The organism is Naasia sp. SYSU D00057 (assembly GCF_017916505.1).
GTDB lineage: Bacteria > Actinomycetota > Actinomycetes > Actinomycetales > Microbacteriaceae > Naasia.
On record NZ_JAFMSZ010000001.1, the window covers coordinates 1,289,107 to 1,316,106 of the forward strand.

The 27,000-nt window shown below is 72.2% G+C and carries 29 protein-coding genes and 1 pseudogene; 15 read left to right on the forward strand and 15 right to left on the reverse strand.

The window, feature by feature from the left end; all coding sequences use genetic code 11:
• Positions 1-65: 65 nt before the first annotated feature.
• From J3P36_RS06165 to J3P36_RS06180, 4 genes are read left to right on the forward strand one after another with little or no spacing between them, the layout of a single operon-like run.
• A complete protein-coding gene (locus tag J3P36_RS06165) occupies positions 66-1,172 on the forward strand; it encodes a ThiF family adenylyltransferase (RefSeq protein ID WP_210506324.1) in 1,107 nt (368 codons plus the stop codon).
• Positions 1,172-2,350 (forward strand): gephyrin-like molybdotransferase Glp, encoded by a 1,179-nt coding sequence (glp, locus tag J3P36_RS06170; protein ID WP_210506325.1) that lies wholly within the window; start codon positions 1,172-1,174, stop codon positions 2,348-2,350. The genes J3P36_RS06165 and glp overlap by 1 nt, the downstream gene beginning before the upstream one ends.
• The gene (gene moaCB / locus J3P36_RS06175) at positions 2,347-3,495 is read left to right on the forward strand and encodes a bifunctional molybdenum cofactor biosynthesis protein MoaC/MoaB (RefSeq protein ID WP_210506326.1); all 1,149 of its coding nucleotides are present in this window, start codon (positions 2,347-2,349) and stop codon (positions 3,493-3,495) included. Before glp ends, moaCB begins: the two co-directional genes overlap by 4 nt.
• Complete coding sequence (locus tag J3P36_RS06180; protein WP_210506327.1) at positions 3,492-3,905, forward strand: molybdenum cofactor biosynthesis protein MoaE; 414 nt, start codon at positions 3,492-3,494, stop codon at positions 3,903-3,905. The genes moaCB and J3P36_RS06180 overlap by 4 nt, the downstream gene beginning before the upstream one ends.
• A gap of 22 nt (positions 3,906-3,927) precedes the next feature.
• Here J3P36_RS06180 and J3P36_RS06185 read toward each other — a convergent pair whose 3' ends face one another.
• Both J3P36_RS06185 and moaA read right to left on the reverse strand, forming a co-directional pair.
• Positions 3,928-4,173 (reverse strand): MoaD/ThiS family protein, encoded by a 246-nt coding sequence (locus tag J3P36_RS06185; RefSeq protein ID WP_210506328.1) that lies wholly within the window; start codon positions 4,171-4,173, stop codon positions 3,928-3,930.
• Complete coding sequence (moaA, locus tag J3P36_RS06190; RefSeq protein WP_210506329.1) at positions 4,166-5,224, reverse strand: GTP 3',8-cyclase MoaA; 1,059 nt, start codon at positions 5,222-5,224, stop codon at positions 4,166-4,168. Before moaA ends, J3P36_RS06185 begins: the two co-directional genes overlap by 8 nt.
• A 103-nt stretch (positions 5,225-5,327) precedes the next feature.
• Between moaA and J3P36_RS06195 the strand changes: the two genes are divergently transcribed.
• The gene (locus J3P36_RS06195) at positions 5,328-5,921 is read left to right on the forward strand and encodes a molybdopterin-dependent oxidoreductase (protein WP_210506330.1); all 594 of its coding nucleotides are present in this window, start codon (positions 5,328-5,330) and stop codon (positions 5,919-5,921) included.
• The gene (locus tag J3P36_RS06200) at positions 5,918-6,640 is read left to right on the forward strand and encodes a ferredoxin reductase (protein WP_210506331.1); all 723 of its coding nucleotides are present in this window, start codon (positions 5,918-5,920) and stop codon (positions 6,638-6,640) included. Before J3P36_RS06195 ends, J3P36_RS06200 begins: the two co-directional genes overlap by 4 nt.
• 71 nt (positions 6,641-6,711) lie before the next feature.
• Here J3P36_RS06200 and J3P36_RS06205 read toward each other — a convergent pair whose 3' ends face one another.
• Positions 6,712-8,163, reverse strand: a complete 1,452-nt coding sequence (locus tag J3P36_RS06205; protein ID WP_246854151.1) for an MFS transporter — start codon at positions 8,161-8,163, stop codon at positions 6,712-6,714.
• A gap of 133 nt (positions 8,164-8,296) precedes the next feature.
• Positions 8,297-8,686, reverse strand: a complete 390-nt coding sequence (locus J3P36_RS06210) for a PPOX class F420-dependent oxidoreductase (protein WP_210506332.1) — start codon at positions 8,684-8,686, stop codon at positions 8,297-8,299.
• Between the two features lie 260 nt (positions 8,687-8,946).
• Here J3P36_RS06210 and J3P36_RS06215 point away from each other — a divergent pair, with 260 nt between their 5' ends.
• The gene (locus J3P36_RS06215) at positions 8,947-10,188 is read left to right on the forward strand and encodes a hypothetical protein (RefSeq protein ID WP_210506333.1); all 1,242 of its coding nucleotides are present in this window, start codon (positions 8,947-8,949) and stop codon (positions 10,186-10,188) included.
• A 295-nt stretch (positions 10,189-10,483) separates the two neighbouring features.
• Entirely contained in the window at positions 10,484-11,365 is an 882-nt protein-coding gene (locus J3P36_RS06220; protein ID WP_210506334.1) for a hypothetical protein, read from the forward strand.
• A gap of 105 nt (positions 11,366-11,470) precedes the next feature.
• Here J3P36_RS06220 and J3P36_RS06225 read toward each other — a convergent pair.
• From J3P36_RS06225 to J3P36_RS06235, 3 genes and pseudogenes are all read right to left on the reverse strand, one after another.
• A pseudogene (locus tag J3P36_RS06225) lies at positions 11,471-11,896 on the reverse strand (ABC transporter permease); the annotation flags it as partial.
• 126 nt (positions 11,897-12,022) lie between these two features.
• Positions 12,023-12,946, reverse strand: coding sequence for a 5'-3' exonuclease (locus tag J3P36_RS06230; RefSeq protein ID WP_210506685.1), 924 nt, complete (start codon positions 12,944-12,946; stop codon positions 12,023-12,025).
• Between the two features lie 51 nt (positions 12,947-12,997).
• Positions 12,998-13,507: a hypothetical protein gene (locus J3P36_RS06235; protein WP_210506335.1), complete on the reverse strand. Its 510-nt coding sequence runs from the start codon at positions 13,505-13,507 to the stop codon at positions 12,998-13,000.
• Positions 13,508-13,711: 204 nt separating this feature from the next.
• Here J3P36_RS06235 and J3P36_RS06240 point away from each other — a divergent pair, with 204 nt between their 5' ends.
• Complete coding sequence (locus J3P36_RS06240) at positions 13,712-15,037, forward strand: MFS transporter (protein WP_210506336.1); 1,326 nt, start codon at positions 13,712-13,714, stop codon at positions 15,035-15,037.
• Between the two features lie 39 nt (positions 15,038-15,076).
• On the opposite strand, the gene J3P36_RS06245 is transcribed toward J3P36_RS06240, so the two are convergent.
• Positions 15,077-16,462 carry a DUF222 domain-containing protein gene (locus tag J3P36_RS06245; protein ID WP_210506337.1) on the reverse strand — a complete coding sequence of 462 codons (1,386 nt, stop codon included), beginning with the start codon at positions 16,460-16,462 and terminating at the stop codon, positions 15,077-15,079.
• Between the two features lie 169 nt (positions 16,463-16,631).
• On the opposite strand from J3P36_RS06245, the gene J3P36_RS06250 reads away from it, so the two are divergent.
• Complete coding sequence (locus J3P36_RS06250) at positions 16,632-16,973, forward strand: VOC family protein (RefSeq protein ID WP_210506338.1); 342 nt, start codon at positions 16,632-16,634, stop codon at positions 16,971-16,973.
• A gap of 39 nt (positions 16,974-17,012) precedes the next feature.
• Here the strand turns inward: J3P36_RS06250 and J3P36_RS06255 are convergent, their stop codons facing one another.
• The 5 genes from J3P36_RS06255 to J3P36_RS06275 all read right to left on the reverse strand — a co-directional run bounded on the left by J3P36_RS06255 (position 17,013) and on the right by J3P36_RS06275 (position 19,853).
• On the reverse strand, positions 17,013-17,492 hold the full coding sequence (locus J3P36_RS06255; RefSeq protein WP_210506339.1) for a cupin domain-containing protein: 480 nt from the start codon (positions 17,490-17,492) through the stop codon (positions 17,013-17,015).
• Positions 17,493-17,616: 124 nt separating this feature from the next.
• Complete coding sequence (locus J3P36_RS06260; RefSeq protein ID WP_210506340.1) at positions 17,617-18,378, reverse strand: ABC transporter permease; 762 nt, start codon at positions 18,376-18,378, stop codon at positions 17,617-17,619.
• Positions 18,379-18,388: 10 nt separating this feature from the next.
• Complete coding sequence (locus tag J3P36_RS06265; RefSeq protein WP_210506341.1) at positions 18,389-19,156, reverse strand: ABC transporter ATP-binding protein; 768 nt, start codon at positions 19,154-19,156, stop codon at positions 18,389-18,391.
• Positions 19,153-19,521, reverse strand: coding sequence for a DUF1048 domain-containing protein (locus tag J3P36_RS06270; protein WP_210506687.1), 369 nt, complete (start codon positions 19,519-19,521; stop codon positions 19,153-19,155). The genes J3P36_RS06265 and J3P36_RS06270 overlap by 4 nt, the downstream gene beginning before the upstream one ends.
• 2 nt (positions 19,522-19,523) lie before the next feature.
• Positions 19,524-19,853: a PadR family transcriptional regulator gene (locus J3P36_RS06275; RefSeq protein WP_210506342.1), complete on the reverse strand. Its 330-nt coding sequence runs from the start codon at positions 19,851-19,853 to the stop codon at positions 19,524-19,526.
• Positions 19,854-19,992: 139 nt separating this feature from the next.
• Here J3P36_RS06275 and J3P36_RS06280 point away from each other — a divergent pair, with 139 nt between their 5' ends.
• The 3 genes from J3P36_RS06280 (at position 19,993) to J3P36_RS06290 (ending at position 22,145) form a co-directional block, all read left to right on the forward strand.
• Positions 19,993-20,955: an alpha/beta fold hydrolase gene (locus J3P36_RS06280; RefSeq protein ID WP_210506343.1), complete on the forward strand. Its 963-nt coding sequence runs from the start codon at positions 19,993-19,995 to the stop codon at positions 20,953-20,955.
• A gap of 105 nt (positions 20,956-21,060) precedes the next feature.
• On the forward strand, positions 21,061-21,693 hold the full coding sequence (locus J3P36_RS06285) for an NAD(P)-dependent oxidoreductase (RefSeq protein ID WP_210506344.1): 633 nt from the start codon (positions 21,061-21,063) through the stop codon (positions 21,691-21,693).
• On the forward strand, positions 21,693-22,145 hold the full coding sequence (locus J3P36_RS06290; RefSeq protein ID WP_210506345.1) for a MarR family winged helix-turn-helix transcriptional regulator: 453 nt from the start codon (positions 21,693-21,695) through the stop codon (positions 22,143-22,145). Before J3P36_RS06285 ends, J3P36_RS06290 begins: the two co-directional genes overlap by 1 nt.
• A 126-nt stretch (positions 22,146-22,271) precedes the next feature.
• Here the strand turns inward: J3P36_RS06290 and J3P36_RS06295 are convergent, their stop codons facing one another.
• Positions 22,272-23,153, reverse strand: coding sequence for a helix-turn-helix transcriptional regulator (locus J3P36_RS06295; RefSeq protein ID WP_210506346.1), 882 nt, complete (start codon positions 23,151-23,153; stop codon positions 22,272-22,274).
• A gap of 103 nt (positions 23,154-23,256) precedes the next feature.
• Between J3P36_RS06295 and J3P36_RS06300 the strand changes: the two genes are divergently transcribed.
• Together J3P36_RS06300 and J3P36_RS06305 are read left to right on the forward strand one after the other, a co-directional pair.
• The gene (locus tag J3P36_RS06300) at positions 23,257-24,522 is read left to right on the forward strand and encodes a multidrug effflux MFS transporter (protein ID WP_210506347.1); all 1,266 of its coding nucleotides are present in this window, start codon (positions 23,257-23,259) and stop codon (positions 24,520-24,522) included.
• A gap of 57 nt (positions 24,523-24,579) precedes the next feature.
• Positions 24,580-25,602 (forward strand): zinc-dependent alcohol dehydrogenase family protein, encoded by a 1,023-nt coding sequence (locus J3P36_RS06305; RefSeq protein WP_210506348.1) that lies wholly within the window; start codon positions 24,580-24,582, stop codon positions 25,600-25,602.
• 173 nt (positions 25,603-25,775) lie between these two features.
• Here the strand turns inward: J3P36_RS06305 and J3P36_RS06310 are convergent, their stop codons facing one another.
• Positions 25,776-26,936, reverse strand: a complete 1,161-nt coding sequence (locus J3P36_RS06310) for a saccharopine dehydrogenase NADP-binding domain-containing protein (RefSeq protein ID WP_210506349.1) — start codon at positions 26,934-26,936, stop codon at positions 25,776-25,778.
• Positions 26,937-27,000 lie beyond the last annotated feature (64 nt).

The window sequence follows — 27,000 nt, forward strand, 5'->3', positions numbered from 1 at the left end:
TGCGTCGCTCCGACCAGCGTAGAGGCGCGGATACGGCACTCGGCGGACGGTGACAGAATTCCGGCATGCCTTCAGCGCCGGATCGGGCCCGCTTCGCCCGGCAGATCACGCTGCCCGGCGTCGGACTGTCCGGGCAGGAGCGCCTCGCGTCCGCTCGCGTGCTCGTGATCGGCGCGGGCGGCCTCGGCAGCGCGGTGCTGCCGACCCTCGCCGCGGCGGGCGTCGGCACGCTCGGCGTCGTCGACGACGACGTGGTCGAGGTGAGCAACCTGCACCGCCAGACGCTGCACACCGCCGCCGACGTGGGCCGGCGGAAGGTGGACTCCGCCGCCGACCGCCTGCACGGCATCGCCAGCGGGGCCGTGACGACGCACGCGGTCCGCCTCACCGCCGCCAACGCGGCCGAGCTCGTCGCCGGATACGACCTCCTCGTCGACGGCAGCGACAACTTCGCCACCCGCTACCTCGCCAACGACACCGCCCGTGCCGCGGGGATTCCGCTGGTCTGGGGCGCCATCTCACAGTACGGCGGCCACGTCGGCGTGGTCTTGCCCGCCGAGGGACCCGACTACCGCGACCTCTTCCCCGTCGAGCCTGACCCGTCCTCGGTGCTCACCTGCGCGGAGGGTGGAGTGCTCCCCTCCGTCTGCGGAGTCGTCGGCGGGCTGATGGCGACCGAGGTCCTCAAGCTCCTCGCCGGGCTCGGCCGGCCGCTCTCCGGCCGCGTCACCAGCTACGACGCCCTCACCGGCCGTTTCCGCGAGGTCGCCTTCCGAGCGGATCCCGACCGCGACGCCGCTCCCTCTCCCCTGCCCGCATCCGCTTCCCGTCCCCAGGAGGACCGCATGACCGCGAACGCCGACGGAATCACCGCCCCCGAGCTCGAGCGGCTCCTCGCCGACGGGGAGCCCGTGCAGCTCGTCGACGTGCGCGAGCCGTGGGAGGCGGAGATCGCCGCCATCCCCGGCTCGCAGCTGCTGCCGCTCGGCTCGCTCCCGTCCACGCTCGACACCCTCGATCCGGAGGTGCCGGTGATCGCCTACTGCCACCACGGCGTGCGGTCGGAGCGCGCGCTGCACATCCTGCGCTCCGCCGGCCTCGACGCCCGCCACATGGAGGGCGGCATCGACGCGTGGAGCCGCAGCGTCGCCCCGGAGACGCCCCGCTACTGATGGCGCGCCGCACCGTCGAGGAGCACGCGGCGGCGATCGCCGAGCTCCTCGCGCCCGCGCTCACCCCGACGCCGACCGTGGTCCCGCTGGCCGGGGCCCGCGGTCGGGTCGCCTTCACCGACGTGCGCTCGCCGGTCGACCTGCCGCTCTTCCGCAACTCGCAGATGGACGGCATCGCGGTTCGCGCGGCCGACGTCGCGTCCGTCCCCGCTCGCCTGCCGCTGCGGGGAACGGTGCCCGCCGGCGCGACGCAGCCTCCCCCGCTCGATCCGGGGACTGCGGTGCGGATCATGACCGGCGCGCCGGTCCCGGGCGGTGCGGACACCGTGGTGCCGGTCGAGGAGACGAGCACCGACGGCACGCACGTCGTGGTGCACCGCGGCCGCGGCGCCGGGGAGTACGTGCGGGAGCCGGGCAGCGACGTCACTGCCGGAGAGGTGCTCGTGCCGGCCGGCACACTCCTCGCGCCGCGGCACCTCGCCGCCCTCGCGGCCGCCGGCCTCGACCGGGTGACCGTCCGGCAGAGCCCGCACGTGGCGGTCCTCACCACGGGCGACGAGCTCATCGAGCCCGGGACGCGACCGTCGCCGGGGCAGCTGTTCGACGCGAACGCCACAGCGCTCGACGCCGCCTGCGCGGAGGCGGGCGCACAGGTCGTGGTCCGGGAGCGGACCGCCGACGATCCGGCCGAGTTCGGAGCCGCGCTCGCCCGGGCGGTCGCGGGCGCCGACGTCGTGCTGACCTCCGGCGGCATCTCCCAGGGCGAGTTCGAGGTCGTCCGCCAGGTGGTGGGGCCGACGGGCGGCTGGGTGGGGTCCGTCGCCATGCAGCCCGGCGGTCCGCAGGCCACCGCCGTTCTCGACGGGGTGCCCGTCGTCTGCTTCCCCGGCAACCCGGTGAGCACGCAGGTGTCCTTCGCGGTGTTCGTCCGCCCGCTGCTCCGCGCCGCCGCCGGCCTGCCGCCGATCCGGCCCGTGCCCCTCCCGCTCGCCGACGACGTGCGCGGAATGCCCGGCAAGCGCCAGTTCCGGCGGGGCCGGGTGGACGAGAATGGCCGGGTGTCGATCGTCGCCGGTCCCGGATCCCATCTGGTCGCCGCGATGGCGGCCTCCGACGTGCTCGTGCCCGTCGACCGCGACCTCGCCGCCGGCGAGACGGTGGAGGTGATCCCGCTGTGACCGAGGACCAGGGTCTGACCCACGTCGACGCGGACGGCCGCGCCCGCATGGTGGACGTCAGCGGCAAGGCGGAGGCCCGCCGGGTCGCCACCGCCGAGGGGCGGCTGGAGACCACCGCCGAGGTGGTCGCGCTCGTCCGGGCGGACGGGCTGCCGAAGGCCGACGTGCTGCCGACCGCGCGCATCGCCGCGATCGCGGGCGCGAAGCGGACCTCCGAGCTGATCCCCCTCTGCCATCCGCTCCCGCTCACCTCACTGACGGTCGACTTCGACCTTCAGGAGACCGCCATCCGGATCACGGTGACGGCCGCCACCACCGGCCGCACCGGCGTCGAGATGGAGGCGCTCACCGGCGTGGCCGTCGCCGGCCTGACGCTGCACGACATGGTGAAGGCCGTCGACCCGGAGGCGACCATGACGGGCGTCCGCCTTCTCGCGAAGTCGGGCGGCAAGCGCGGCGACTGGCGACGCGGCGACGCCGGTACGGACGCCGGCGCGGGTCGGGCGGACACCCGCACCCCCGCAGGCGGTCGCGACGTGTCCGCGCGCCCCGCGGTTCGACGCGACACGGGCGCGGTGCTGGTCGCATCGACGCGGGCCGCGGCCGGCGAGCGCGAGGACACCACCGGCCCGCTGCTCGCCGCGTTCCTCGAGGAGCTCGGGTTCGCCGCCGACGTGCGAGTGGTGGCCGACGCCGGCGTCGCGGCCGCGCTGCGGGAGGTCGTCGAGTCGCGTCCCGCCGTCGTCCTCACGACGGGCGGCACCGGGTCGAGCCCCACGGATGCGACCCCCGAGGCGACGCGTCCGCTGCTCGACCGCGAGCTGACCGGCGTCGCGGAGGCGATCCGCGAGCGCGGCCGGGCGGCCACGCCGACGGCGGCGCTGAGCCGGGGCCTCGCGGGCACGGCGGGCGGCACGGTGATCGTCAACCTCCCCGGCTCCCCGGGCGGCGTGAAGGACGGCATCGCCGTGCTGCGCGACCTGCTCCCCCACCTCCTCGATCAGCTGGGCGGCGGCGACCACCCGCCCTCGACGGGCGGCGAGTTCGTGCCCGCCGAGGTCGCCGAGCGCCGTGCCGTCGAGGAGCCCGCCGAGGGCGAGGACGAGGCGGCGCAGGCGGCCACCGACTTCGAGGGCCACTCGTGACGGTGGCGCTCGCCCGGGTGTCCGCCGAACCGATCGACGCCGCCGAGGTGGAGGGCGCGGTGCTCACGGTCGCCGACGGCGCGCTCGTCACGTTCCGCGGCGTCGTCCGCGACCTGGACGACGGCCGCGGCGTCACCGCGCTCGACTACTCGGCGCATCCCGATGCGGAGCGCTTCCTCGCCGAGAGCTGCGCCCGCATCGCCGAGGAGACGGGGCTCACCGTCGCCGCGGCGCACCGGGTGGGCGCGCTCCGGATCGGCGACGTCGCCCTGGTCGCCGCGGTCGCCTCCCCGCACCGCGCGGAGGCGTTCGCCGCCTGCGCCCGCCTGGTCGACGACATCAAGTCGTCGGTCCCCATCTGGAAGCGCCAGCACTACACCGACGGCGTCTCCGACTGGGTGGGGCTCTAAGGCACCCACCCGCGGAGCGGTGTCAGCCGCCCGCGAAGGGCGGGAGCACGTCGACCTGGCGGCCGAGCGCGCGGGAGGGGTCGCGCACGACGACGCCGTCGACGAGGAACGAGCCGTTGCGGAGGACGCGGGTCATGCCGCCGCCGTAGCGGGCGACGAGGTCGTCCTGCAGCGCCCCGACGGTGGCGGGCTCGACGGCGACCGTCTCCTCCTCGCGGCCCGCGACCTCGGCGGCCGCCGCGAAGTACCGGACGAGCACGTCAGCCACCGATCGCCCCCATCGTCCGGGTCGGGCGCACGAACGACTCGTCGTCGATGCCGTGGCCGGCCCTCTTCCCCCACATCGCGAGCCGCCAGCGCTCGGCGATCGCCTCGTCGTCGGAGCCGTCGCGCAGCAGCGACCGCAGGTCGGTCTCGTCGTCGCCGAACAGGCAGGCCCGCACGCTTCCCTCGGCGGTGATCCGGGTGCGGTCGCAGTCGCCGCAGAAGGATCGGGACACCGACGCGATGATGCCGACCGTGGCCGGTCCGCCGTCGACGAGCCACTCCTCCGCGGGTGCCGATGGGTCCTCGCGCCCGTGCGGCTCGAGGCGGAAGCGGGTGCGGAGCACGGCGAGCAGCTCCTCGGCGTCGACCATCGAGTCCCGGCGCCAGGCGGCGTCCGCATCGAGGGGCATCTGCTCGATGAAGCGCAGACGGATGCCGCGTTCGAGAGCCCAGCCGAGCAGGTCGGCCGCGTCGTCGAGGGTGTCGCGCATCAGGACGGCGTTGACCTTGAGCGGCGCGAGCCCGGCAGCCTGTGCCGCCGCGATGCCGTCGAGCACTGCGGGCAGCCGGTCGCGGCGGGTCAGCGTGCGGAAGTGCTCGCGGTCCAGGGTGTCGAGCGACACGTTCACCCGCGACAGTCCCGCGGCGGCGAGCACGGCCGCCTTCTTGTCGAGGCCGATGCCGTTCGTGGTGAGCGAGAGCCGCACGCCGGGCGCCGCGGCGGCGGACAGCCGCACGATGTCGACGAGGTCGGGGCGCACCAGCGGCTCGCCTCCCGTGAAGCGCACCTCCTGCACCCCGAGGCGGGTGCCCGCGATGCCGACGAGCCGCGCGACCTCCTCGGTGCTGAGCACCTGGCTGCGCGGGATGGACGGCAGCCCCTCGGCGGGCATGCAGTAGGTGCACCGCAGCGAGCACTTCTCGGTGAGCGAGATCCGCAGATCACGGGCGATGCGGCCGAACCGGTCGACGAGCTCGGGCACATCGGGCCGCCCCTCCCCGGACGGGGTCGGGCGGCGCAGCAGCGGGAGTCCGAGCGCGACGGCGGTCACGCGTCCACCCTACGCATCCGGCGCGTCATGCGCCGTCGCACGGCTCTCCGCCCCGGAGCGCGGGCACTACCGTTGATGCGGACACTCTCGAGGAAGGCCGACCATGGGCATCTTCTCCCCCGGGTTCACGGGGCGGCGGCGCGAGCCGCGATCGGATCTGCCGCCCGGGCAGTACCTGGAGAACGGGTTCCCGGTGCTGAGCTTCGGCCCCACCCCGCACGTCGACGCCGACCGGTGGCAGCTGACCCTCACCACGGAGACGGGCGAGCGGCGCACCTGGGACTGGCAGGGCATGCTCGACCTCGGCCCCGAGCTCGTCGAGAACACCGACATCCACTGCGTCACGGCCTGGTCGAAGCTCGGCACCACGTGGCGCGGCGTCCCGCTCGACCGGTTCCTCGACGGCCTGCAGACCGAGGCCCGCTTCGTGATGGCGGGCAGCGCGGACGGCTACACGACCAATCTGCCGCTGCAGGAAATCCTCGGCCGCGCCTGGGTCGCCTACGAGTTCGACGGCGCCCCGCTCGCGCCCGAGCACGGCGGCCCGGTGCGCCTGCTCGTGCCGCACCTCTACTTCTGGAAGAGCGCGAAGTGGCTGACCAGCCTGCGCCTCATGGTCGACGACGCACCCGGGTTCTGGGAGCAGAACGGGTACAACATGCACGGCGACCCGTGGCGCGAGGAGCGCTACTGGTGAGCTCCTCCTGGGTCCCGGCCACCCTCGTCGACGCCTGGAGGGAGACGCCGGGATCCCGGACCCTCGTGCTCGACGCCCGGCTCGAGCCGGCGCTCGCCGGACAGCACCTCGACATCCGCCTCACCGCCGACGACGGCTACACGGCGCAGCGCTCCTACTCCCTGGGCTCCCCCGCGGGCGCCGAGCGCTTCCAGGTGACGGTGGACCGGCTCGATCAGGGCGAGGTGTCGCCCTACCTCGTCGACGGCCTCCAGGTCGGCCACCAGATCGAGGTGCGCGGCCCGGTCGGGCGCTGGTTCGTGTGGGAGCCGACGCAGACCGAGCCCATCCAGCTGCTCGCGGGCGGCTCCGGCATCGTGCCCCTCATGTCGATGATCCGCACGCGCGAGCTGGCGGGCGGGACGGCGCCGATGCGCCTGCTCTACTCGGTGCGAGCGCCGGGCGACCGGTTCTACACCGACGAGCTCGACGACCTGGCGGCGCGAGGGCGCATCGACCTGCAGTACGTGTTCACCCGGGAGGTGCCCGAGGGCTGGCCGGCGCGAGCGGGCCGGATCACCGGGGCGCTCCTGCACGAGCTGACCCTGCCTCCCGAGGACGGGCCGACGATCTACGTGTGCGGCCCGACCGGATTCGTGGAGGCCGCCACGAAGCCGCTCATGCAGTTCGGGCACGAGGCGTCGCGCATCAAGACGGAGCGGTTCGGGCCGACGGGCTAGCACCTTCTCCGCCGCTGCCGCAGGGATGGGTGCGCCGGCCCGGTCGTGGGTCGACCGGGCCGGCGCCATGCTCACTGGGCAGCGGCATCCTCTTTCACCTTCGACAGCGGGTCGGCGAGATCCTCGAGCGACTTCCTCTCCGCGGCGACCCCGAAGACCGCGGCGACGACGCCGCCGAGGCTCATGATCCCCGCGCCCAGGTAGTAGCCGATGGTGAGGGGTCCGCGGTCCTCGCCCTCCCCGATGAGGGAGCCGTAGATGGTGGGCGCGAAGGCTCCGACCAGCTGTCCGACGGCGAACATGTACGAGATGACCTGGCTGCGCATCTCCAGGGGGAAGATCTCGCTCACCGTCAGGTAGGCCGAGGAGGCTCCCGCCGAGGCGAAGAAGAAGGACACGCACCAGAGGATCGTCTGCGTCGTCGCGGTGAGCGCGTCGATGGAGAACAGGAACGCCGACACGGCGAGCACGGCTCCGCTCACCACGTAGGTGAGGAAGATCATCTGCCGCCGGCCCCACGTGTCGAAGAAGTGGCCGAGCAGCAGCGGTCCGAGCAGGTTGCCGATCGCGAACGGGAAGAAGTACAGCGACACCTGGGAGGCGTCGAGCCCGTAGAAGTTGGTGAGGACGAGGGCGTAGGTGAAGAAGATCGCGTTGTAGAGGAACGACTGCGTGATCATCATGGACAGGCCCATGACGGTGCGCTTCGGGTAGTCCTTCCAGAGCACCCGCCAGATGGTGCCGAACGGGATGCTGCCCGTCGCCTCGACCTTGATCGCCTTCTCCTGCGGCACCGGCTCGAGGCGGACGCCGCTCTCCTCCACCTTCCGCTCGATCTCGTCGACCGTGCGCTCCGCCTCGTCCTCGCGGCCGTGGGTCATCAGCCAGCGCGGACTCTCGGGGATGTGCCGGCGCAGGTAGATGATGATCAGGCCGAGGACCGGACCGATGAAGAAGCCGATCCGCCAGCCCCAGTTCTCGTCGAAGATGTCCGTGTTGAGCAGGAACAGGTTCGCGAAGGCGCCGAGAGCCGCTCCGCCCCAGTAGGTGCCGTTGATGATGATGTCGATGCGCCCCCGGTACTTGGCCGGGATGAGCTCGTCGATCGCCGAGTTGATGGCGGCGTATTCGCCGCCGATGCCGAGCCCCGCCACGAAGCGGAACACGTAGAGGAACCACGGCTCCGTGGCCAGGCCGGCGATGCCGCTGCCGGCCAGGTAGATGATCAGGGTGAGGATGAAGAGCTTGCGCCGGCCGAGCCGGTCGGCGAGGCGGCCGAAGACGAGGGCGCCGATCACCTGCCCGACGAGGTAGATGCTGCCCGCGAACCCCACCTCGGTCGCCGACATGCCGAGCGACTTCTGGTAGCCGGCGGCCGCCACGATCTGGATCTCCAGGCCGTCGAGGATCCACGAGACCCCGAGGCCGACGACCACCGACCAGTGGAACCGCGTCCACGGCAGGCGGTCCATCCGCGCCGGGACGAGGCTTGCGTGGGGCCCCTTGTTCAGGGCTGCAGCCATGCGCGATGACATAGACGACTCCCTCTGCTTCAGCGGCGACGCCGCCGCCGCACGAGAGGGAACGCTACTCGCGGCTCCCCAACCTGCGAACTCGCTGGACGGGGGCTTGTGGCGCGCTCGGAGGAGCGCTAAGTCAGTGCGTTCCGAAGCCGGTCGGAGTGACCACCATCACGACGCGGTCCTCCGCGTCCGGCGGCGGCGTCTGGTCCGCGTTGCCGTAGCGCTTGCCGAGCTCGACGTAGAAGGCGCCGGTCGGGTCCTCCTCGACGCGCTCGAGCATGCCCCGCACCTCGAGATACCGGTACGGGTTCTCCGGGTCGATGATCGTGAACGACAGACGCGGGTCGGCCTCGAGGTTCTTCAGCTTCTGCCGCTTCGTCGTGTGCGTGAAGCGCAGGCCCTCGCCGTCCCACTTGAACCACATCGGCGTCGCACTGGGTGCGCCGTCGGTGCGGATGGTCGCGAGAGTGCCCACGATCGGGCGCTCGAGCAGGTCCTCGTATCCCTGGGGAGCAGCAGCCATGCGTCGAGCATAAATCGGTTTCCCGCCTGCCCTCGGAAGCGGAGACACCTCCCGCGGGACAGCGCCGGTCCCCCGGATTGGGGACAGCCCCCACCCCGAAGGGGGGCCTGCTCAGGGGTTATGCGCCGCGGGACAGTGTTCGTGGACTGATCCCGCCCTCCAGGGGAAGCACGGAGGACGGGCGGACCGGCCGGCCGCTGGGGAGTGGCGCCGTCGCGCGAGCGGCGGTCGGAGCGCCGGTCCGGCATCCGGGGGGAACGATGGACCACAGGCTGCACGCCTCGGCGCTGACCGGCGGAGCCGCGGCGACGCTCGTCACCGCCATCCTCGCCGTCAGCGTGCTCTGGCCCGCCGGCCCCGCACCCGAGGCCGCCGCCACCGTGAGCGCGCTCACGACGCCGCAGACGGTGACCACCGAGGTCTCCCCCCCGCCGATCGTGCGAGACGCGTACACGGTGACCCCGGCTCCCGCGCCGGCGCCGACAGCCGACACGTCGGCCGGCACGGCGACGACCGCCTCCGCGCCCACCGCCACCGCCGCCCCGATCGACGCGCTCGACTATCCCGTCCCCGACGGCCTCTCCTGCGCCGCGGACGAGGAGGCGATCCCGTCCGGCGAGCTGGGCTACTCCTGCGGGCCGGCCGACCTCCCCGACCCGAACACGCGCCCCGTCTACGACGACGGAACCGGTACGCCGGTCGACCCCGCCGGCCCGGGCACGGGCACCCCGGGCGCCGGCACGACGATCCCCGGCCCCGACACCACCGGCGTCCCCGCCGGCGTGAAGCTCCGCGTCGTCTACGGCGACCAGACGATCACCGCCGCGGGCACCGTCCTCGACGGGCTCGACATCCGGGGCCGCGTCATCGTCAAGGCCGAGAACGTGACCATCCGGAACTCGGTCATCCGCGGCACCGACGCCGGCGGCAAGTACGGCCTCATCGACGCCCTCGCCGGCAAGCCCGGCCTCAAGATCTACGACACGGAGATCGTCGCGACCACGCCGAACTACACGGTCAACGGGATCATGGGCTACAACTTCGAGCTGCACCGGGTCGACATGCACAACACGGTGGACCAGGTGCACGTGACGGGCAGCAACGTCGTGGTCGCCGACTCCTGGCTGCACGACACCGTGCACTACGACTACGACCCGTACCACTCGGACGGCTCCCACGACGACAACATCCAGATCGTCGCCGGCAGCAACATCCTCATCAGCGGCAATGTGCTCGAGGGCGCGAAGAACACCGCGATCATGGTCAACCAGGACAGCGGCGCCACGTCGAACGTCACCATCGTCGGCAACCGGCTCGACCACGGCGACTGCATCGTCAACGTCACCAGCAAGGGCACCGTCCGGGGCCTCACGGTCAACGACAACGTGTTCGGCCTCAACGCCTCGGTGAAGCGCTGCGCCGTGTACAGCCCGGTGAGCCCGGTGAGCATGTCCGGCAACACCTACGCCGACGGCGTGGTGGCCCTTCTCCGGACGCGATAAGGCCGTACCCCGGTAGACCGGTCGGACCACCTCTCGCGGGGGCATAACGACTTGATAACGGGGGCGCGTGGCGCCCCAATTACTCGACGTTCGAGCGACGCTCCTGAGCTTCGGAGAGCCACCGCCCAATACCTGAAGAAACCCTGATGTCAAGGGCCTTCTGGCCCCTGCTGCGGACCTTCTCAAATCCGGTCGGGCGACCGGTTTCGGCCGGGGGCGCGCTCCCACGCCGGCTCACGGCCTCGCCTAGGGTCGTTCCTCGTTTGCTCCGACCAACCTGAGAAACGAGATCGCTTTGCCGAAGAAGTACCCCGCCTCCCGTCCGATGCGAGCGCTTCGCGCCATCGCCGCCGTCGGCGCCGCCGGCGTCGTCGCGACCACCCTCGCGGTCTCCGGGGCGAGTGCCGCCGGCGCCGTCACGAGCCTCACCCCGGCCGGGTCGGTCGGCGCTCCCGCCGGCTCGAAGGCCGTCGTCTACGGCGACCAGACGATCACCAAGGCCGGCACGGTCATCGACGGCAAGGACATCCACGGCCGCGTCATCGTCAAGGCCGAGAACGTGACCATCAAGAACTCGATCATCCGCGGCACCGACGCGGGCGGCAAGTACGGCCTCGTCGACGCCATGTCCGGCAAGGCCGGCCTCAAGATCTACGACACCACGATCACCGCCACGAAGCCCAACTACACGGTCAACGGCATCATGGGCTGGAACTTCGAGCTCCACCGCGTGAACATCCACAACACGGTGGACCAGGTGCACATCGCCGGCAGCAACGTCGTCGTGAAGGACTCCTGGCTGCACGGCACCGTCCACTACACGAACGACCCCTACCACTCTGACGGCTCGCACGACGACAACATCCAGATCGTCGCCGGCAGCAACATCTCGATCACCGGCAACACCATGACGGACGCGGTGAACGCGGCCCTCATGGTGAACACCGACCGCGGCCCGGTCTCGAACCTCACCGTGGCGAACAACAAGCTGGACAACGGCAAGTGCATCTCGCACGTGACCAGCTCGGGCTCCGTCACCGGCATGAAGGTCACGAACAACGTCTTCGGCCGCAACGCCAGCATCAAGAACTGCGCGGTCTACAGCACGAAGGCCTCGGTCGCGATGTCCGGCAACACCTGGACGGACGGCACGGCCGCGGTGCTGCGCACCCGCTGACCCTCCCCCCTTCCGCGGCCCGGCCTCCTGCCTCGAGCAGGACGCCGGGCCGCCGTCGTCCCCGGTCCCCGTCCCTCCTCCGCGGCTGCCGCTCGCGGCCTCGCCTCAGTCGACGGGTGCCGGCCGGACGCGCACGTCGGCGAGCCCGCGCACCACGAGCGCCGCGGTGACGGCACCGGCCGCCATGATGGCGGCGAGCACCACGATCTGGAACCGCCCCGCCTCGAGCGGGGAGATGCCGCCGAAGATCGCGCCGACGAACGCGCCGGGCAGCGTGACGAGTCCCGTCGTCTTCGTCTGATCCGTGGACGGGATGAGCGCCGCCGTGATCGCGCGACGGGCGAGGTCGCGCGTCGCCCGGCGAGGGGTGGCGCCGAGCGCCAGCCAGCCCTCGACCTGCTCCCACTGCTCGCCGGTCGCCTGGGCGAACCGGCGCCCGGCGAGGGTCGCGATCGTCATCGCATTGCCGATCACGATGCCGCCGAGGGCGAGAGCGTAGCGGGGACTGAGGTCGATGGCACCGGTCGCGAGGGCGGGGGCGAAGCGGGCGGGAGCGCCGGCCGCCGTGAGGACGAGCACGGTGACCGCCATCAGCAGCCCGATCCCGAGGAGGGTGGGGCCGAGGGCCGCGAGGTCGGTCACCTCGTCAGGCTACGGTCAGCGGGCGGCCTCGGCTGCGCCATCCAGGGACGCGACGACGCGGGAGACCGACTCCCCGAGCCCCCACCGGCTGCCGAGCCGCGTGATCTCCTCGTGGCCGCCCTCCGGGATCCCGATCCGGGCGTCCACCTCGGGCAGGTCGAGGTCCCGCGCGACCGCGACGACCGCCGGTGCCCGCTCGAGGTAGTCCTCCGCGGCTCGGATCTTGGCCTTCAGCGATGCCGACAGCCGGATCCTGTTCTCCGAGGCGGCCGCGCGGATCCCGTCGAGGTCGCCGAACTCGGCGAGCAGGGACGCGGCCGTCTTCTCGCCGATGCCCGCGACGCCGGGCAGGCCGTCGCTCGCGTCGCCGCGCATGGTCGCGAAGTCGGCGTACTGCGCCGCCGCGACCCCGTACTTGGCGCGGACCACTTCATCGGTCACGATCTCGAGCTTGCTCATCCCGCGCGCGGTGTAGATGACTCGGACGCCGCGGGCGTCGTCGACCACCTGGAAGAGGTCGCGGTCGCCGGTCACCACGTCGACCGGGATGGTGGCGGTCACGGCGAGGGTGCCGATGATGTCGTCCGCCTCGTAGCCGGCCTTCCCGACGATGGGGATGCCGAGCGCGGTGAGCGTCTCGACGATGATCGGCACCTGGGGGGTGAGGGTGTCGGGCACCACCTCGATGTCGGACCCGGCCTCGACCTCCTCCGCCACCCGGTGCGCCTTGTAGGTGGGCAGCAGGTCGACCCGCCACTGCGGACGCCAGTCGTCGTCCCAGCAGGCGATCAGCTCGGTGGGCCGGAAGTCCGCGACCAGCCGCGCGATCATGTCGAGCAGCCCGCGCACGGCGTTGACGGTGGTGCCGTCGGGTGCCTTGAGGCTGTCGGGGAGGCCGTAGAAGGCGCGGAAGTACAGGGCCGCCGTATCCAGCAGCATCAGGCGGCGCTCAGTCACGGCATCAGTCTGCCGGAGCGGCGCGCCTCCGCCCTACCAGGTGCGCAGACGCAGCTGATCGAGGTCGCGGCGGAGGAGCTCGAGGCGGCGTTCCCGCTGCTCCGGGTACTGCGGGTCCATCGCGGCCGGCGTGGAGGGCGCGAGCCGCGCGCCGACGATGTCGTCGAGGGCCGCGTCGCGCGCCCCGGCGAGCTCGTCGCGCAGGAACGCCGGATCGTCGATGAGGGTCCGCAGCCGGTCGAGCAGCCGCCGCGTGATCTCGGCCCGGAGCTCGAGCACCGGCACGTCCTGCTGGCGGTAGTCGTCGTGCCAGCTCGCCCAGCCCTTGCGGCGGCGGGCGCGGTGCAGGACCTTCTCGAGCCGCGCCGACTCCTCCTCCTTCTCCGCGATGAGCTCCCCGATCTCCGTCTTCAGCGCGGCGACGAGCGCCCCCTCGTCGTAGTCGACCCGGTCGCGCAGGGCGCGCACGACGAGGAGGTTCTTCATGGCGAGGCGCAGGGCGCTCGCGACGATGAGCATGCCCTCGTCGACCTGCAGCTCCACGGAGGGAGTGGAAGCGTCGAGCGGCCCTCCGTCCGGCTGCACCCCTGCCCCGCTCACGCTCCCGATCCAACCGCATCGCACCGACTCACGGTGGGCATTGCGGGCGGACGGGGCGCCCCCGTCCGCGTGCCTGGCCCGCCTCCTGATCCGGGTCTAGCATCGGCATCCGGAAGAGAGGGGTCGGGCGATGGCAGGTGGGACTCCGTGAGCGCGATCGCCGCCCTCCCGGCGGCACGGCGGATCCAGCGGATCTACCTGGCGCTGCTGCTCGGGAACACGCTCGCGGCGTCGTTCATCTGGGGCATCAACACGCTCTTCCTGCTCGACGCGGGTCTCAGCAATCTGGAGGCGTTCGCGGCGAACGCGTTCTTCACGGCCGGGATGGTGATCTTCGAGGTCCCGACCGGCGCGGTCGCGGACACCGTGGGCCGCCGCGCCTCCTACCTCCTCGGCACGCTGACGCTCGCCGGAAGCACCGTCCTCTACTGGCTCATGTGGCTGTGGCAAGCGCCCTTCTGGGCGTGGGCGGTCGTCTCGGTGCTGCTCGGGCTCGGCTTCACCTTCTTCTCGGGCGCGGTCGAGGCCTGGCTCGTCGACGCGCTGCGCGCGTCCGGGTACGAGGGAGCGCTCGAGCCGGTGTTCGCCCGCGGCGTGGTGGTGTCCGGGATCGCGATGCTGCTCGGCTCGGTCGCGGGCGGCGTGGTCGCGCAGGCGACGGATCTCGGTGTCCCGTTCCTGCTGCGCGCCGGAGTGCTCCTCGCGATGTTCGCGATCGCCTTCCTCGTCATGCGCGACGTCGGCTTCACCCCCGACCGCTCGGAGGGGCCGGGGCAGGCGGTGCGGACGCTGTTCCGGTCCTCCCTGCGCTACGGACTCGGCTATCCTCCGGTCCGCTACCTGATGCTCGCCGCCCCGTTCACGGCCGGGGTCGGCATCTACGTCTTCTACGCGCTGCAGCCGTACCTGCTCGAGCTCTGGGGCGACGAGGAGGCGTACTCGATCGCCGGCCTCGCCGCGGCGATCGTCGCCGGGTCGCAGATCCTCGGCGGCTACCTCGCCCCGCGCGTGCGGCGCCTCTTCCGCAAGCGCACGACGACGATCCTGCTGTCGGCCGCCGCCGGGATGATCCTCCTGCTCAGCCTCGGCGTCACCCGGAACTTCTGGGTCGCTCTCGCCCTGCTCACCGCCTGGGGCGTCGCCTCCGCCCTGGAGGGACCGGTGCGGCAGGCGTACATCAACGACCTCATCCCGTCGCGGCAGCGCGCGACGGTGCTCTCGTTCGACTCGCTGATGGGCAACGTCGGCGGCGTCGCCATCCAGCCGGCGCTCGGCCGCGCCGCCGACGTCTCGGGCTACCCCTTCTCCCTGGTCGCGAGCGGCGCCATCAGCGCGATCGCGCTCCCGTTCCTCTTCCTCAGCCGCCGGCAGAACGCGCCGGCCGATGCGGCGTCGGGCGGCGGGGACCTCGTGCCCGATGACGCACCGGCGCCGACACCCGACCTGTCGGGTGACCCCGAGCCGGACCGCTGACCCCTCGGCAACGACCGCGCGGCGGCGCCGCGGCGCCGATCAGGCGGGCGGCAGCGCCGTTCTGCAGCGCCGCGGAGACCGGAGGGGGTCGACCCACGGCGGCGGAATCAGGTGCGGGACGCCGTCGAGGTATTGCAACTCCCAGCCGTCGTTGTCGAACCGGCGGTGGTGGTAGGCACACAGCAGGATCCCGTTGGCGACGGCGGTCGGGCCCCGCGCGTTGCCGATGCCCTGATGCCAGCCCTTCACGTGCGCGGCCTCGCATCGACCGGGCGGTTCGAGGCACGTGCCCCAGCCGCAGCCGCCGTACTGGGCCACCAGCGCCAGCCGCTGGTTCTCGCTGTGCAGCCGCCGGCCCTCACCGAAGTCGAGGACCTGGGACTTCCCGCCGAGCACGGCGGGCAGGATCAGCGCGTCGCAGGCGATCCGCCGGGCGGCGGCTGCCGAGATGGGCTGGTCGACGCCGGCGATCGTGGCGGAGCCGATGCCCGTGAGGAGCGCCTCGTGATCGATGGTCACGATGACCTTCGCCGAGATGCCGCCGACGACGCCGTCGTCGCGCTTGATCGCGTCGCGGGCGATGGAGACCAGCGCATCGAGGCGGCGCCGCGCGAGGCTGCGGTCGTCGCCGAGCACGGCGTCGTCCTGCTCCTCCTCGTCGGTGCGGAACCGGACCTCCCGCTTCGGGGCGGTGCGGGCGTTGATGGCGGTGAGGAGGTAGCCGGCCGACTCCGGGTCCGCCTCGGTGAGGATCGCCACCATGCCGCTGCGCCGCTGGATGACCTTCGTGCCGGCCTTGGCCACCAGATCGGCCTCCCGCGCCGCGACCCCGTCCGGGTCGGCGTGGGCGATGTAGCTCTTGCAGATCCGGCCGAGTCCCTGCGTCGTCTGCACCAGCGCGCTCTGCACGAGGAAGGCCTCGTCCCCGGCGAGCTGGTCAGCGTCGCGCTTCGGCGCGATCGTCTTCAGGGTGTCGACGATCAGGTCGGCCGCTTCGGCGCCGATCGCCCCGGAGTCCAGAGCCGCGGCGACCTCCGGGTGGGCGTCCGGCAGCCGCTCTCCGACCAGGGAGCGGCGCACCCCGAGAGCCTGGCCGACGGCGACCCACTCCACCGCCCGCCGCACCGACACCCGCCCCAGGGCCGCCACGGCGAGGGGTGCGCTGCGCTCCCCCAGCCGCTTCGCCAGCGACTCCTCGTCGCCGCGCGTGGACCGGCCGGCGAACTCACCGGCGGCCGCCGAGCCGATCGCATCCGCCAGGTTCGCCAGCCGGCCCGAGCTGCGGACCAGCTCGATCAGTGCCGTATCACCCAGCCCGTCGAGCAGCTCCCGGAGCTGCCCCGCATCCCCCGACACCGCCGCCTCGACGAGGGCGCGGTCGAGCCCGATCGCCTCGTCGGCGAGGGTAGCGGTCGGGCTTGCCATGGGTGCATCCTGCCCCCACCCACCGACACTCATCCCTGGTCAGACGCCGGTTATCCACATCCGAAGCCACCTGCCGCGACGCCGTCGGCGACCCCTTCAACGCACCGGGCATCCGTCCGCCGAGCGGGGCCTCTTGCGCTTGTTGGGCGGCCGCGATCAGAGTTCCGGCATGCAGGTGAGACGACTCGGCTGGGTGGGCACGCGGACGGAGAGGGCCGAGGAGCTCGCGCGCTTCTACGGCGAGGTCCTCGGCCTCCCGCTCGTGCACTCGGAGCCGGACTTCTGGGTGTTCGAGCTTCCCGACGGCAGCCACGTCGAGGTCTTCGGCCCCCGCGCCCCGGACCACGACCACTTCACAACCGGGCCGGTCGCGGGCTTCGCCGTCGCCGACCTCCCATCCGCCGTCGAGGAGCTCCGGGCGGCGGGCATCGAGTTGCTCGGCGTGGCAGGTCCGACCTGGCAGCACTTCCGCGGGCCCGACGGCAACGTCTACGAGCTCGTCGCGGAGTAGGCGCTCGCAGCCTCTTCCGGAGTCGGACGCGGACGGCCGTCAGCCGGCGTGCTGGTCGGGCTCGCTGTTCTCGGGCTGGAATGTCCACTCCGGCGGCTCGTCGGCGCCGGACTCCTCCGCCTCCTCGGCGACCTCCTTCGACGGCTGGACGGCGCCGGCCGCGTGATGCGACGGCGCGTAGATCGTGTAGAGCCGCAGCGGCTCGTCGCCCGTGTTGATCACGTCGTGCCATGTGCCCGCCGGGACCTGGATGGACCAGCCATCCGTGACGTCCTGCTGGAAGTCGAGGTCGTCCTTGTCAGGGCCCATCACGCAGCGGCCCTTCCCGGCGTCGACCCGGAGGAACTGGTCGGTGCCCGGGTGCGCCTCGAGCCCGATGCTCTCCCCCGGCGGGATGCTCATGAGCGTGACCTGCAGGAACTTGCCGGTCCACGCGACGGCCCGGTAGTTGTCGTTCTGCACCGTGGCGGTCTCGATGTCGAAGGCGTTCGGCTTGGGTCCGTTGTCCTGGATGCTCATGACTCGATCCTGGCGGGCCTGACCGCGGGGCGGGAGGGGTTGCAGGGCTTCGGGCTCGCTCCGTAGTGGCGCCGATCAGCAGAGGTGCGGCCCGAGCGAAGAGCCCGGGCCGCACGAGACCGCGCTAGGCGATCTTCTTCCGGTAGACGACCATCGCGAAGGCGTAGGCGACGACCAGGATGCCGACGCACCAGGCGAGGGCGGTCCAGAGATCGGCGCCGACCGGCTGCCCCGCGAGCAGGTCGCGGAGGGCGTTCACGATGGACGTGACGGGCTGGTTCTCCGCGAACCAGCGAACCGGCCCCGGCATGCTCTCGGTCGGCACGAACGCCGAGCTGAGAAAGGGCAGGAAGATGAGCGGGTAGGAGAACGCGCTCGCCCCGTCGACCGACTTCGCCGAGAGCCCGGGGATCACGGCGATCCAGGTCAGCGCGAGGGTGAACAGGAACAGGATCCCGGCCACCGCGAGCCACTCCAGCACACCCGCCCCTGACCGGAAGCCCATCAGGAGGGCGACGAGCACGACGACGACGAGCGAGGTGAAGTTCGCGACGATCGAGGTCAGCACGTGCGCCCAGAGCACGGATTGGCGGGCGATCGGCATCGACGAGAACCGCTCGAAGATGCCGCTCTGCATGTCGAGGAAGAGGCGGTAGGCGGTGTACGAGATGCCGGAGGCGATCGTGATGAGCAGGATGCCGGGCAGCAGGTAGTTCACGTACGAGTCCGTGCCGGTCTGGATCGCCCCGCCGAACACGTAGACGAAGAGCAGCAGGAAGGCGATCGGCATCACCGCCGTGGTGATGATCGTGTCCATGCTGCGGGTGATGTGGCTGAGCGACCGTCCGAGCAGGACCCGGGTGTCGCTGACGACGTGCGTCGACATGGTTGTCTTCTCACTCTCCCTTCGCGCCGACGATCGCGAGGAAGATCTCCTCGAGGCTCGGCCGCTTCTCGACGTACTCGACCCGGGCGGGCGGGAAGAGCTGCTTCAGCTCGGCGAGGGTGCCGTTCGCGATGATCCGCCCCTCGTGGAGGATGGCGATCCGGTCGGCGAGCGCCTCCGCCTCGTCCAGGTACTGGGTGGTGAGCAGCACGGTCGTGCCGCGGCCGGCGAGCTCCCGAATCGCCTGCCACACGTCCACCCGACCCTGGGGGTCGAGGCCGGTGGTCGGCTCGTCGAGGAAGATCACCGGCGGATCGCCGATGAGGCTCATCGCGATGTCGAGGCGCCGGCGCATGCCGCCCGAGTACGTGGACACCTTGCGTGCCGCCGCCTCCGTGAGGGAGAACCGCTGCAGCAGGTTGTCCGCGATCGCACCGGGATCCTTCAGATGCCGCAGTCGGGCGACGAGCACGAGGTTCTCGCGTCCTGTCAGGATCTCGTCCACCGCGGCGAACTGCCCCGTGAGGCTGATCGACTGCCGCACCTGCGCCGCCTCGCGGGCGACGTCGAAGCCGTTCACCCGCGCCTCCCCGGAGTCGGCCTTGAGGAGCGTCGACAGGATTCTCACGACGGTGGTCTTGCCGGCTCCGTTCGAGCCGAGCAGCGCGAGGATGCTGCCGGGCGCCACCTCGAGGTCCACCCCGCGCAGCACCTGCAGCTCCTTGTATGACTTCTCCAGCCCCGCCACGCGGAGGGCGGGGGCGGTCAGGGTCGTCATCGCTCCCGCTCCTCTCCGCTCGCTCGGTCGATCGCGTCGGACAGCCGGGCTCTCTCCTTGCGGATCCAGCTGCCGCCGCCGTAGTTCTCCATGAATGTGTCGGCGAAGTCCGCCGGCTCGCTGCCGACGACGTCACGGACCGGCACGCCCGCGGCCGCGCTCTGCTCGAGCAGGTCGGCGAGGTCGCTGAGCATGGCGATGAGGCTCTTGCCGTCGTCGCTCGGACCGAGGTGGAGCAGGTACCGCTCGAGCGCCGCTGCCGCCTGCCGGTAGCCGTCCGGCAGGGCCTTCACCCGCTGCTTGTACTCCCGGTACTGCTTCTTGTCGCCGAGGTCGCCGATGAGCTTCTCGAAGATGCCGGACATCGTCACTTGCCTTCTTCCCGGAGCTGTTCCAGTCGCTCTGCGAGGAAGCTCCACGTCCTCCAGAACTCTTCGAGGTAGTCGCGTCCCTGATCGTTGAGGGAGTAGACCTTGCGGGGCGGCCCTTTCTCGGACGGGACCTTCTCCACGTCGACGAGGCCGCGCTGCTCGATGCGCACCAGCAGCGCGTACACCGTGCCCTCCGCGATCTCGGCGAAGCCCTGTTCGCGCAGCCGGGCGGTGATCTCGTACCCGTACGCCGCTCGGACGGACAGGATCGCGAGGACCAGCCCCTCCAGCGTGCCCTTGAGCATCTCCGTCATCTGCTTGCCCACCGCACACCTCCTCGCGCTACTCAATGTCACTGACTACCGGTACATAGTGACCCTGGGTACCGCGCGGCGCAAGAGGCGCGAGAAGACGATCAGCCTTTCGGCCGATTCGCAGGCCGGCGCAGCGCAGCAGAGTGGAACCATGAACTCTGGCCCCCGCGCCCGCCGGCGGCGGCCGCTGCGCACCCTCGGCATCGCAGCCCTCGCCGCACTCGCGCTCCTCCTGGTCTCGGCCGCCGCCAACGCGGTCCTCACCGGCGTCGAACGCGCGAGCACGCCGCCCTACGGTGAGCGCGTCGCGGTCGGCGACGGGCACCTCAACGTCCACCGGCAGGGCGCGGAGGGCCAGACCCTGGTGCTCCTGACCGGCTACGCCACGGCCGCGCCGGCCCTCGACTTCGCGCCGCTGATCCGCGAGCTCGACGGCTACCGGATCGTCGTCGTGGAGGGCTTCGGCTACGGCTACAGCGACACCGAGGCCCCGCCGCGCACCATCGACAACATCACCCGCGAGCTCCATGAGGCTCTGGCCGCATCCGGGGTCGACGCACCCTATGTCCTGGTCGGTCACTCGATCGCCGGCATCTACGAGCTCTACTACGCGAACCGGTACAGGGACGAGGTGGCGGCCGTCGTCGGCATCGACGCCTCGGTCCCCGGCCAGATCAACGGCCTCGCCGGCCAGGACAGCCCCCTGAACCGGCTGCTCCCGGCCAGCGGCCTGCTGCGGGTCGCGAGCTTCGTCGCGCCGTCGTTCTTCGACCCCGAGGGCACCGCCTTCACCGACGGCGAGCTCGACCGGATGCGCCTGATGGCGAATTGGAACTCGGCGAATCCCGCCGTGCTCGACGAGGCGAACCACGGCGAGCAGAACTTCGCGGCCGTCGAGGAGCTGACTTTCCCGGCCGACCTGCCGGTGCTCTCCTTCATCAAGAGGACGGGCAGCCAGGAGGGCTGGCGGGAGCTGCACGAGCGGCAGCTGGAGGACCTCGAGCACGGCGAGCTCGTCGTCCTCGACGGCGGCCACTACCTCCACCACACCCTGGCTCCCGAGATCGCCGCCGCGATCACGCGGTTCCTGGGCGAGACGACGACGAGCCCGTGACGGGCCGGCGCGACGCCCGCCCTGATCGCTCTCTCGCGCTGCTCTCAGCGAGCCGGTCAGCGGTCGCCCCGGTCGGCCCAAACCTTTAGCGGCTAAAGTGACCGCGTGACCACCATCGCCCTCTTCGGAGCCACCGGCAAGACGGGGCGACGCGTCCTCGACCGCGCACTTCGCGCTGGGCACGACGTCCGCGCGCTCGTGCGCGACCCCGCCAACCTGGACGTCGCATCCCCGCGACTCACCGTGATCGGCGGGGACGTGCTCGATCCTCGGGCCGTCGCGGAGACCGTCGCCGGCGCCGACGCCGTGCTCAGCCTCTTCGGCCAGGTGAAGGGGTCGCCGGCGACGCTGCAGGCAGACGGCACCCGCAACATCGTCGCCGCCATGCGCCATTCCGGTGTGCGGCGCCTCGTCACCCTCTCCGGCGGAGGCCTGCGCGCCCCGCAGGACCGGCCGAAGCTGCCCGACCGGATCATGCGGCTGCTGCTCAAGGCCCTGTCCGGACATGTCCTCGCCGATGCCGAGCAGCACCTCCGGGTGCTGCAGTCCAGCGGGCTCGACTGGACGGTGGTCCGCGCCCCGCGACTCGTCGAGGTGCCGGGCAGGGGACGCTATCGGGTCGGCTGGGCGGGGGTGAACGCGAGCACCAGGATCAGCCGCGACGACCTCGCCGACTTTCTCCTCACCCAGATCGAGGACCGCTCCTTCGTGCACCAGCTGCCCTTCGTGAGCGACTGATGGCGGGCGACCGCGCCATCGAGGAAGCACGCGGAGAGCAGATCGCCCGGGTGCTCGAGGGCGTGGTCCTGCTGAGCCGGACCCTCACCTCGCACCGGCGGGCACCGTTCGCCGCGCGCCGCCTGACCGGCACCCAGATCGAGACCCTGTTCCTGCTCGCCCATCGATCCGGGCCGCTCACTCCGGGTCGCCTGGCGAGGCTGCTCGGGATCACCGCCGGAGCCGTCACCCAGCTGCTCGACGGCCTGCGCGAGGAGGGCCTCGTCGAGGTGACAGCGAATCCCGAGGACGCGAGGTCGCGGATCGTCTCGCTGACCCGGGACGCGGCCGCCGAAGTGGCGCGATTCGAGTCCGAGGCGGTCGTGAGCCTCCTCCCCCGGTTCGCAGCGCTGACCGACGGCGAGCTCACGGAATTGGCCGACCTCCTGCACCGCGTCGAGGGCCTCGCCTGACCGGTTGGCCTGCTCCCCCTTCATCCCGTGGGACTCGCTTGACCGACACGACCAGCCCCACCTGCGCACCGACGAACGGCATGATCGCCCGGATCGCGGGCGAGGCGGAGGGGCCGCTGCCCTCCCTCAGACGGTCTCCCCTTCGGCGCGCAGCTCCTCGGTGCGCGCCCAGGAGGCGAGCAGCCGGAGGCGCTCGGCGGAGGGCGAGCCGGGCTCAGCGGTGTAGACCATGAGCACGAGCCCGGGCTCAGCGGTGATGGCGAGCTCCTCGTAGGCGAGGACGAGCTCGCCGACGACCGGGTGGGTGAAGCGCTTGGTGCCCGTGCCGTGGGTGCGGACGTTGTGCGCGCCCCACAGTGCGCGGAAGGTCTCGCTCCGCGTGGAGAGCTCGCCGACGAGGTCCTGCAGGCCGCGGTCGTGCGGGTCCCGCCCTGCCTCCGCGCGCATGATCGCGACGCACATCTCGGCGAAGGTCTCCCAGTCCGGATAGAACTCGCGGGAGGCGGGATCGAGGAATTGGAAGCGCGCCAGGTTCGGGGTCCGGCCGCCGTTCCCGAGGACGGGCGAGTAGAACGCACGCCCGAGGGCGTTGACCGCCAGGAGGTCCTGCTGCGGGTTGCGGACGAAGGCGATGCCGTCGGTGATCGCGTCGATCGCCCACCGGAGGCTCGGGCGGGAGACGCTCTGCTTCGTCGGCCGGCGGCGCGGTCGGCCGGAGGCGGGGATGCCGTCCGCGGCTCGCGCGAGGTCGAACAGATGGGCGCGCTCGGTGTCGTCGAGCTGCAGCGCGCGGGAGATCGCCTCGAGCACGGATCCCGACGCTCCGGCGATGGATCCGCGCTCGAGCTTCGCGTAGTACTCCACGCTCACACCGGCCAGCGCGGCGACCTCGCTGCGGCGCAGCCCCGGCACTCGCCGGGAGACGCCGGAGGGCAGTCCGGCGAGCTCCGGGCTGACCCGCGCCCGTCGCGACATGAGGAAGTCGCGCACCTCGGATCGGTTGTCCATCCCGTCAGGGTAGGTCGGAGTGCGGGCGCCTGGGGTGCCCTGGCGGTACACCCCTCGGCAGGGACTCCCTCGCCTCGGCGCACCGACGTCTCCTGGTAGAGCGATGACCTCCACGACACCTGCTTCCCCGTCCGCCGACGCCGCGCCCGCCGCGCGTCCCGTCGGCCGGGCGCTTCCGGCCCTGCTGCTCCTGCTGACCGTGTTCGGGCCCATCTCGATGGACCTCTACCTCCCCGTGCTTCCCGCGCTCACCGCCGAGCTCGGCGCGGCCACGTCGCTCGCGCAGCTGACGGTCACGGCCTGTCTCGTCGGGCTCGCCCTCGGTCAGCTGCTCGCCGGTCCGCTCTCCGACCGTTTCGGCCGCCGGACGCCCCTGCTGATCGGGGTCGTCGCCTACGTCGCCGCCTCCGTCCTCTGCGCCCTCAGCCCGAGCGTCGAGGTGCTCGTCCTGGCGCGGCTGGTGCAGGGCGTCGCGGGCGGGGTCGGGCTGGTCATCGCGCTGGCGGCGGGTCGCGACCTCTACTCCGGCGGCCGGCTCATCCGCTTCTACGGACGCACGACGGTGCTCGGCGGGCTGGCCGCCATCGTCGGGCCGCTGCTCGGCGGACAGCTGGCCACGGTCACCGACTGGCGCGGACTCTTCCTGTGCCTCGCCGGGATCGGGGCAGCGATCCTGCTCGCGATCGCCCTCGGCTTCGGTGAGACGCTTCCGGCGTCCGGCCGCACCGGCGGCGGCTTCGCCGAGACAGCTCGGGACTACCGGGCGCTGCTGACGGATCGGGTGTTCGTGGCCGCCGTGCTCGTGCAGGGCTTCACCGGCGCCGCACTCTTCGCCTACCTCAGCGGCGCCACCTACGTGCTGCAGGACGTGTACGGGCTCTCACCCCAGCAGTACGCTCTCGCCTTCGGCCTCAACTCGGCCGGTTTCATGATGTTCGGCTACCTCGCCGGGCGCAGCTCCGAGCGGTGGAGCCTGCGCGGGACCCTCCTGATCGGCCTCGTCCTGGTAGCCGCGGGGTCGCTCGGCATCCTCGCCGCGGGACTCGTCCAGATGCCGCTGATCGCCGTGATCCTGTCGCTGCTCGTCATGGTCTCCGGCGTCGCCGCGATCACTCCCCCGACGACGACGATCGCTCTCGCCCACCACGCCGACATCGCCGGCACCGCATCGTCGGTGCTTGGGATGGCGCGCTTCGCATTCGGCGGCGCCGCAGCCCCGCTGGTCGGCGTCGCCGGCGCAGCCACCATGCTGCCCTTCGGCATCGTCACCACCGTGTCGACCGTCCTGGCCTTCGCCGCGCTCGGCCTGCTGCGCCGACACGGACGGTCCCGCAGTCCTCTCGTGGCCTCGCCCGCCCGGGCCCACTGACCGCCAGCGGCCCCCGAACCCGCACAGAAGCCCAGCCAACAGGAAGAAAGGAACACCATGCGTGGAGTTCTCATGCACGCCCCCGGAGACGTCCGCGTCGAGGACCGCGAGCGGCCGACAATCGTCGAGCCGACCGACGCGATCATCCGCCTCACCGCCGCCTGCATCTGCGGGTCCGATCTCTGGCCCTACCGCGGCGTCGGCCAGGACACCTGGCCCGTGCCGATGGGCCACGAGTACGTCGGCGTGGTCGAGGACATCGGCGCCGAGGTGAGGGACATCAGGGTCGGCGACTTCGTCGTCGGATCGTTCTTCGCCTCCGACAACACCTGCGAGATCTGCAAGGCCGGCTACCAGAGCCACTGCGTGCACGCGCAGCCAGGCGCCGCAACCGGGTCGCAGTCCGAGTACTGCCGCATCCCGCTCGCCGACGGCACGCTGGTCGCCATCGAGGGCACGCCCACACCGGAGCAGGAGCGGAGCCTGCTCGCCGCCTCGGATGTGCTCGGCACGGGCTGGTTCGCTGCGGTGGCGGCGGAGGTCGGGCCGGGCAAGACGGTCGCCGTCGTCGGCGACGGGGCGGTCGGCCTCCTCGGCGTCCTCGCCGCCAAGCAGCTGGGCGCCGAGCGCATCATCGCGATGAGCCGCCACGCCGACCGCCAGGCGCTCGCCCGCGAGTTCGGCGCGACGGACATCGTCGAGGAGCGCGGGGACGAGGGAGTGGCGCGGATCAAGGAGCTCACCGGCGGGGTCGGCGCGCACTCCACCATCGAGGCGGTCGGCACCCAGGAGGCGATGACCCAGGCTCTCCGCGCGACGCGCGCCGGCGGACACGTCGGCTACGTGGGCGTCTCGCATGAAGTGGAGCTGCCCGGGCTGGAGCTCTTCTTCTCCGGGGTGCACCTGCACGGCGGCCCCGCTCCCGTCCGCCGCTTCCTCCCCGAGCTGATCGACCTCATCATGCGCGGCGAGATCGACCCCGGCAAGGTGTTCGACCTCACCCTTCCGCTCGAGCAGGCCGCCGAGGGCTACCGGGCGATGGACGAGCGCCGTGCCATCAAGGTGCTGCTCCAGCCGTAGGCGCGGAACTGCATCGGCTGCCGGCGTCCCGCCGCGACATCAGGAGGCGCGGCGTCGCAGCAGGACGACGGCCAGCAGTATCACCGCGACGCCGGCGAGAGGCACGGGGGGCAGGCCGCGCAGCTCCGTCGCATCCGCGACGAGTCCGGCGAGTGTCGCGAGAACATGAAGCCTCAGTGCTCGTCGACTTCGACCAGGCCGGCGTCGGCCGCGCCCCGCCGCAGGGCATCGAGGCCGAAGGCAGCGACCGGGCCGTGCGCACCGGGCAGGAGGGGTGCGGGCGGCGCGGCCGCGTACGACGCGCCCCAGGCGAGCAGCGACGCGGTCAGCGAGTACGGATCCGGACCGGTCAGCGCGACGGTGGCGAGCTTCCGCCCGCCCAGGTCGCGTGCGACGGCCAGGACGAGCGAGCGCCCGCCGGGATCCGGCTCGCGGTCCGCCCCGGGAAGCCGCTCGGACAGGCGCCCCATCAGCGTCTTCATCGCCCGCGTTCGGCTGACGGGCGCCGCGAGACGGATGCCGACCTGGAGCGGCCGGGTCCAACGACCGAACCAGCCCAGGAAGACATCCACTCCCTGCAGCTGCGGGTAGCTCTCCGGCAGACCGAGATGCTCGGAGCCGCCCACGGACACCCCCGCCCGGGTCACGCCGGCGAACTCGAACCGGCGCACGCGCATGGCGCCCGGCTCCTCATGCAGCTGCGCGACACCCCCACGGACGCGAGGGCGGTACGCGAGCGCCGGCTCGGACGCCGTCGCGAGCACGGTGGCGCGGGTGCCGCCCGACGTCAGGGTCATCGCATCGCGGAGAGTGCCGCGGTAGTGCAGCTCATCGCCGCGCCCGGACCGCGACATGAAGTAGCCCACCTCCACCCGGCGGGCTCGCGGTCCGGCCTTCTCCACCGCCAGTGCCCCGGCGAGGTTGCCCGGCACGAAGTCGTAGCCGAATGCGGGCACCAGGGTGGCGCCTCGCTCGGCGGCCATCGGACCGAGGTCGAACACCTTGCGGACGAACGCCGCCTCGCCGGTCGAGTCGAAGTAGGAGGCACCGGCCCGGGCGGCCGCCGTCACTGTGGCACTTCCGAGCTTCAGGAACGGACCGACGGTCGAGACGACCACGTCGCCGGGGCCGAGGATGCGGCCCATGGCCGGCTCGGAGGTGACGTCGGCCTCGACGACCGGCAGGTCCGCCTGCAGGCCTGCCGCGACGGCGGTCATCCTCTCCGGGCTCCGCCCCACGAGCGTCGGACGATCGCCTCGCGCCAGCAGCTCGCGCAGCACTCGCCGCCCCGTATAGCCCGTCGAGCCGAGCAGAACGATCCGGGATCGCTCCATCCCGCCGCCTCCCGTCATCGGTGCAGCGCCAGGATACGACCGCGGGCGACGTCATCTTCGGCGC

What these genes read in the sequence shown, in the direction of transcription:
- J3P36_RS06280 (WP_210506343.1), top strand. Translation starts at nt 19,993, where the DNA reads ATGAACTCTGGCCCCCGCGCCCGCCGGCGGCGGCCGCTGCGCACCCTC.
- J3P36_RS06230 (WP_210506685.1), bottom strand. Translation starts at nt 12,946, where the DNA reads ATGCTGCTGGATACGGCGGCCCTGTACTTCCGCGCCTTCTACGGCCTC.
- J3P36_RS06270 (WP_210506687.1), bottom strand. Translation starts at nt 19,521, where the DNA reads ATGTCCGGCATCTTCGAGAAGCTCATCGGCGACCTCGGCGACAAGAAG.
- J3P36_RS06205 (WP_246854151.1), bottom strand. Translation starts at nt 8,163, where the DNA reads ATGGCTGCAGCCCTGAACAAGGGGCCCCACGCAAGCCTCGTCCCGGCG.
- J3P36_RS06265 (WP_210506341.1), bottom strand. Translation starts at nt 19,156, where the DNA reads ATGACGACCCTGACCGCCCCCGCCCTCCGCGTGGCGGGGCTGGAGAAG.
- glp (WP_210506325.1), top strand. Translation starts at nt 1,172, where the DNA reads ATGGCGCGCCGCACCGTCGAGGAGCACGCGGCGGCGATCGCCGAGCTC.
- J3P36_RS06305 (WP_210506348.1), top strand. Translation starts at nt 24,580, where the DNA reads ATGCGTGGAGTTCTCATGCACGCCCCCGGAGACGTCCGCGTCGAGGAC.
- J3P36_RS06310 (WP_210506349.1), bottom strand. Translation starts at nt 26,936, where the DNA reads ATGGAGCGATCCCGGATCGTTCTGCTCGGCTCGACGGGCTATACGGGG.
- J3P36_RS06290 (WP_210506345.1), top strand. Translation starts at nt 21,693, where the DNA reads ATGGCGGGCGACCGCGCCATCGAGGAAGCACGCGGAGAGCAGATCGCC.
- J3P36_RS06295 (WP_210506346.1), bottom strand. Translation starts at nt 23,153, where the DNA reads ATGGACAACCGATCCGAGGTGCGCGACTTCCTCATGTCGCGACGGGCG.
- J3P36_RS06215 (WP_210506333.1), top strand. Translation starts at nt 8,947, where the DNA reads ATGGACCACAGGCTGCACGCCTCGGCGCTGACCGGCGGAGCCGCGGCG.
- J3P36_RS06260 (WP_210506340.1), bottom strand. Translation starts at nt 18,378, where the DNA reads ATGTCGACGCACGTCGTCAGCGACACCCGGGTCCTGCTCGGACGGTCG.
- J3P36_RS06255 (WP_210506339.1), bottom strand. Translation starts at nt 17,492, where the DNA reads ATGAGCATCCAGGACAACGGACCCAAGCCGAACGCCTTCGACATCGAG.
- J3P36_RS06245 (WP_210506337.1), bottom strand. Translation starts at nt 16,462, where the DNA reads ATGGCAAGCCCGACCGCTACCCTCGCCGACGAGGCGATCGGGCTCGAC.
- J3P36_RS06195 (WP_210506330.1), top strand. Translation starts at nt 5,328, where the DNA reads ATGGGCATCTTCTCCCCCGGGTTCACGGGGCGGCGGCGCGAGCCGCGA.
- J3P36_RS06165 (WP_210506324.1), top strand. Translation starts at nt 66, where the DNA reads ATGCCTTCAGCGCCGGATCGGGCCCGCTTCGCCCGGCAGATCACGCTG.
- J3P36_RS06210 (WP_210506332.1), bottom strand. Translation starts at nt 8,686, where the DNA reads ATGGCTGCTGCTCCCCAGGGATACGAGGACCTGCTCGAGCGCCCGATC.
- J3P36_RS06250 (WP_210506338.1), top strand. Translation starts at nt 16,632, where the DNA reads ATGCAGGTGAGACGACTCGGCTGGGTGGGCACGCGGACGGAGAGGGCC.
- J3P36_RS06300 (WP_210506347.1), top strand. Translation starts at nt 23,257, where the DNA reads ATGACCTCCACGACACCTGCTTCCCCGTCCGCCGACGCCGCGCCCGCC.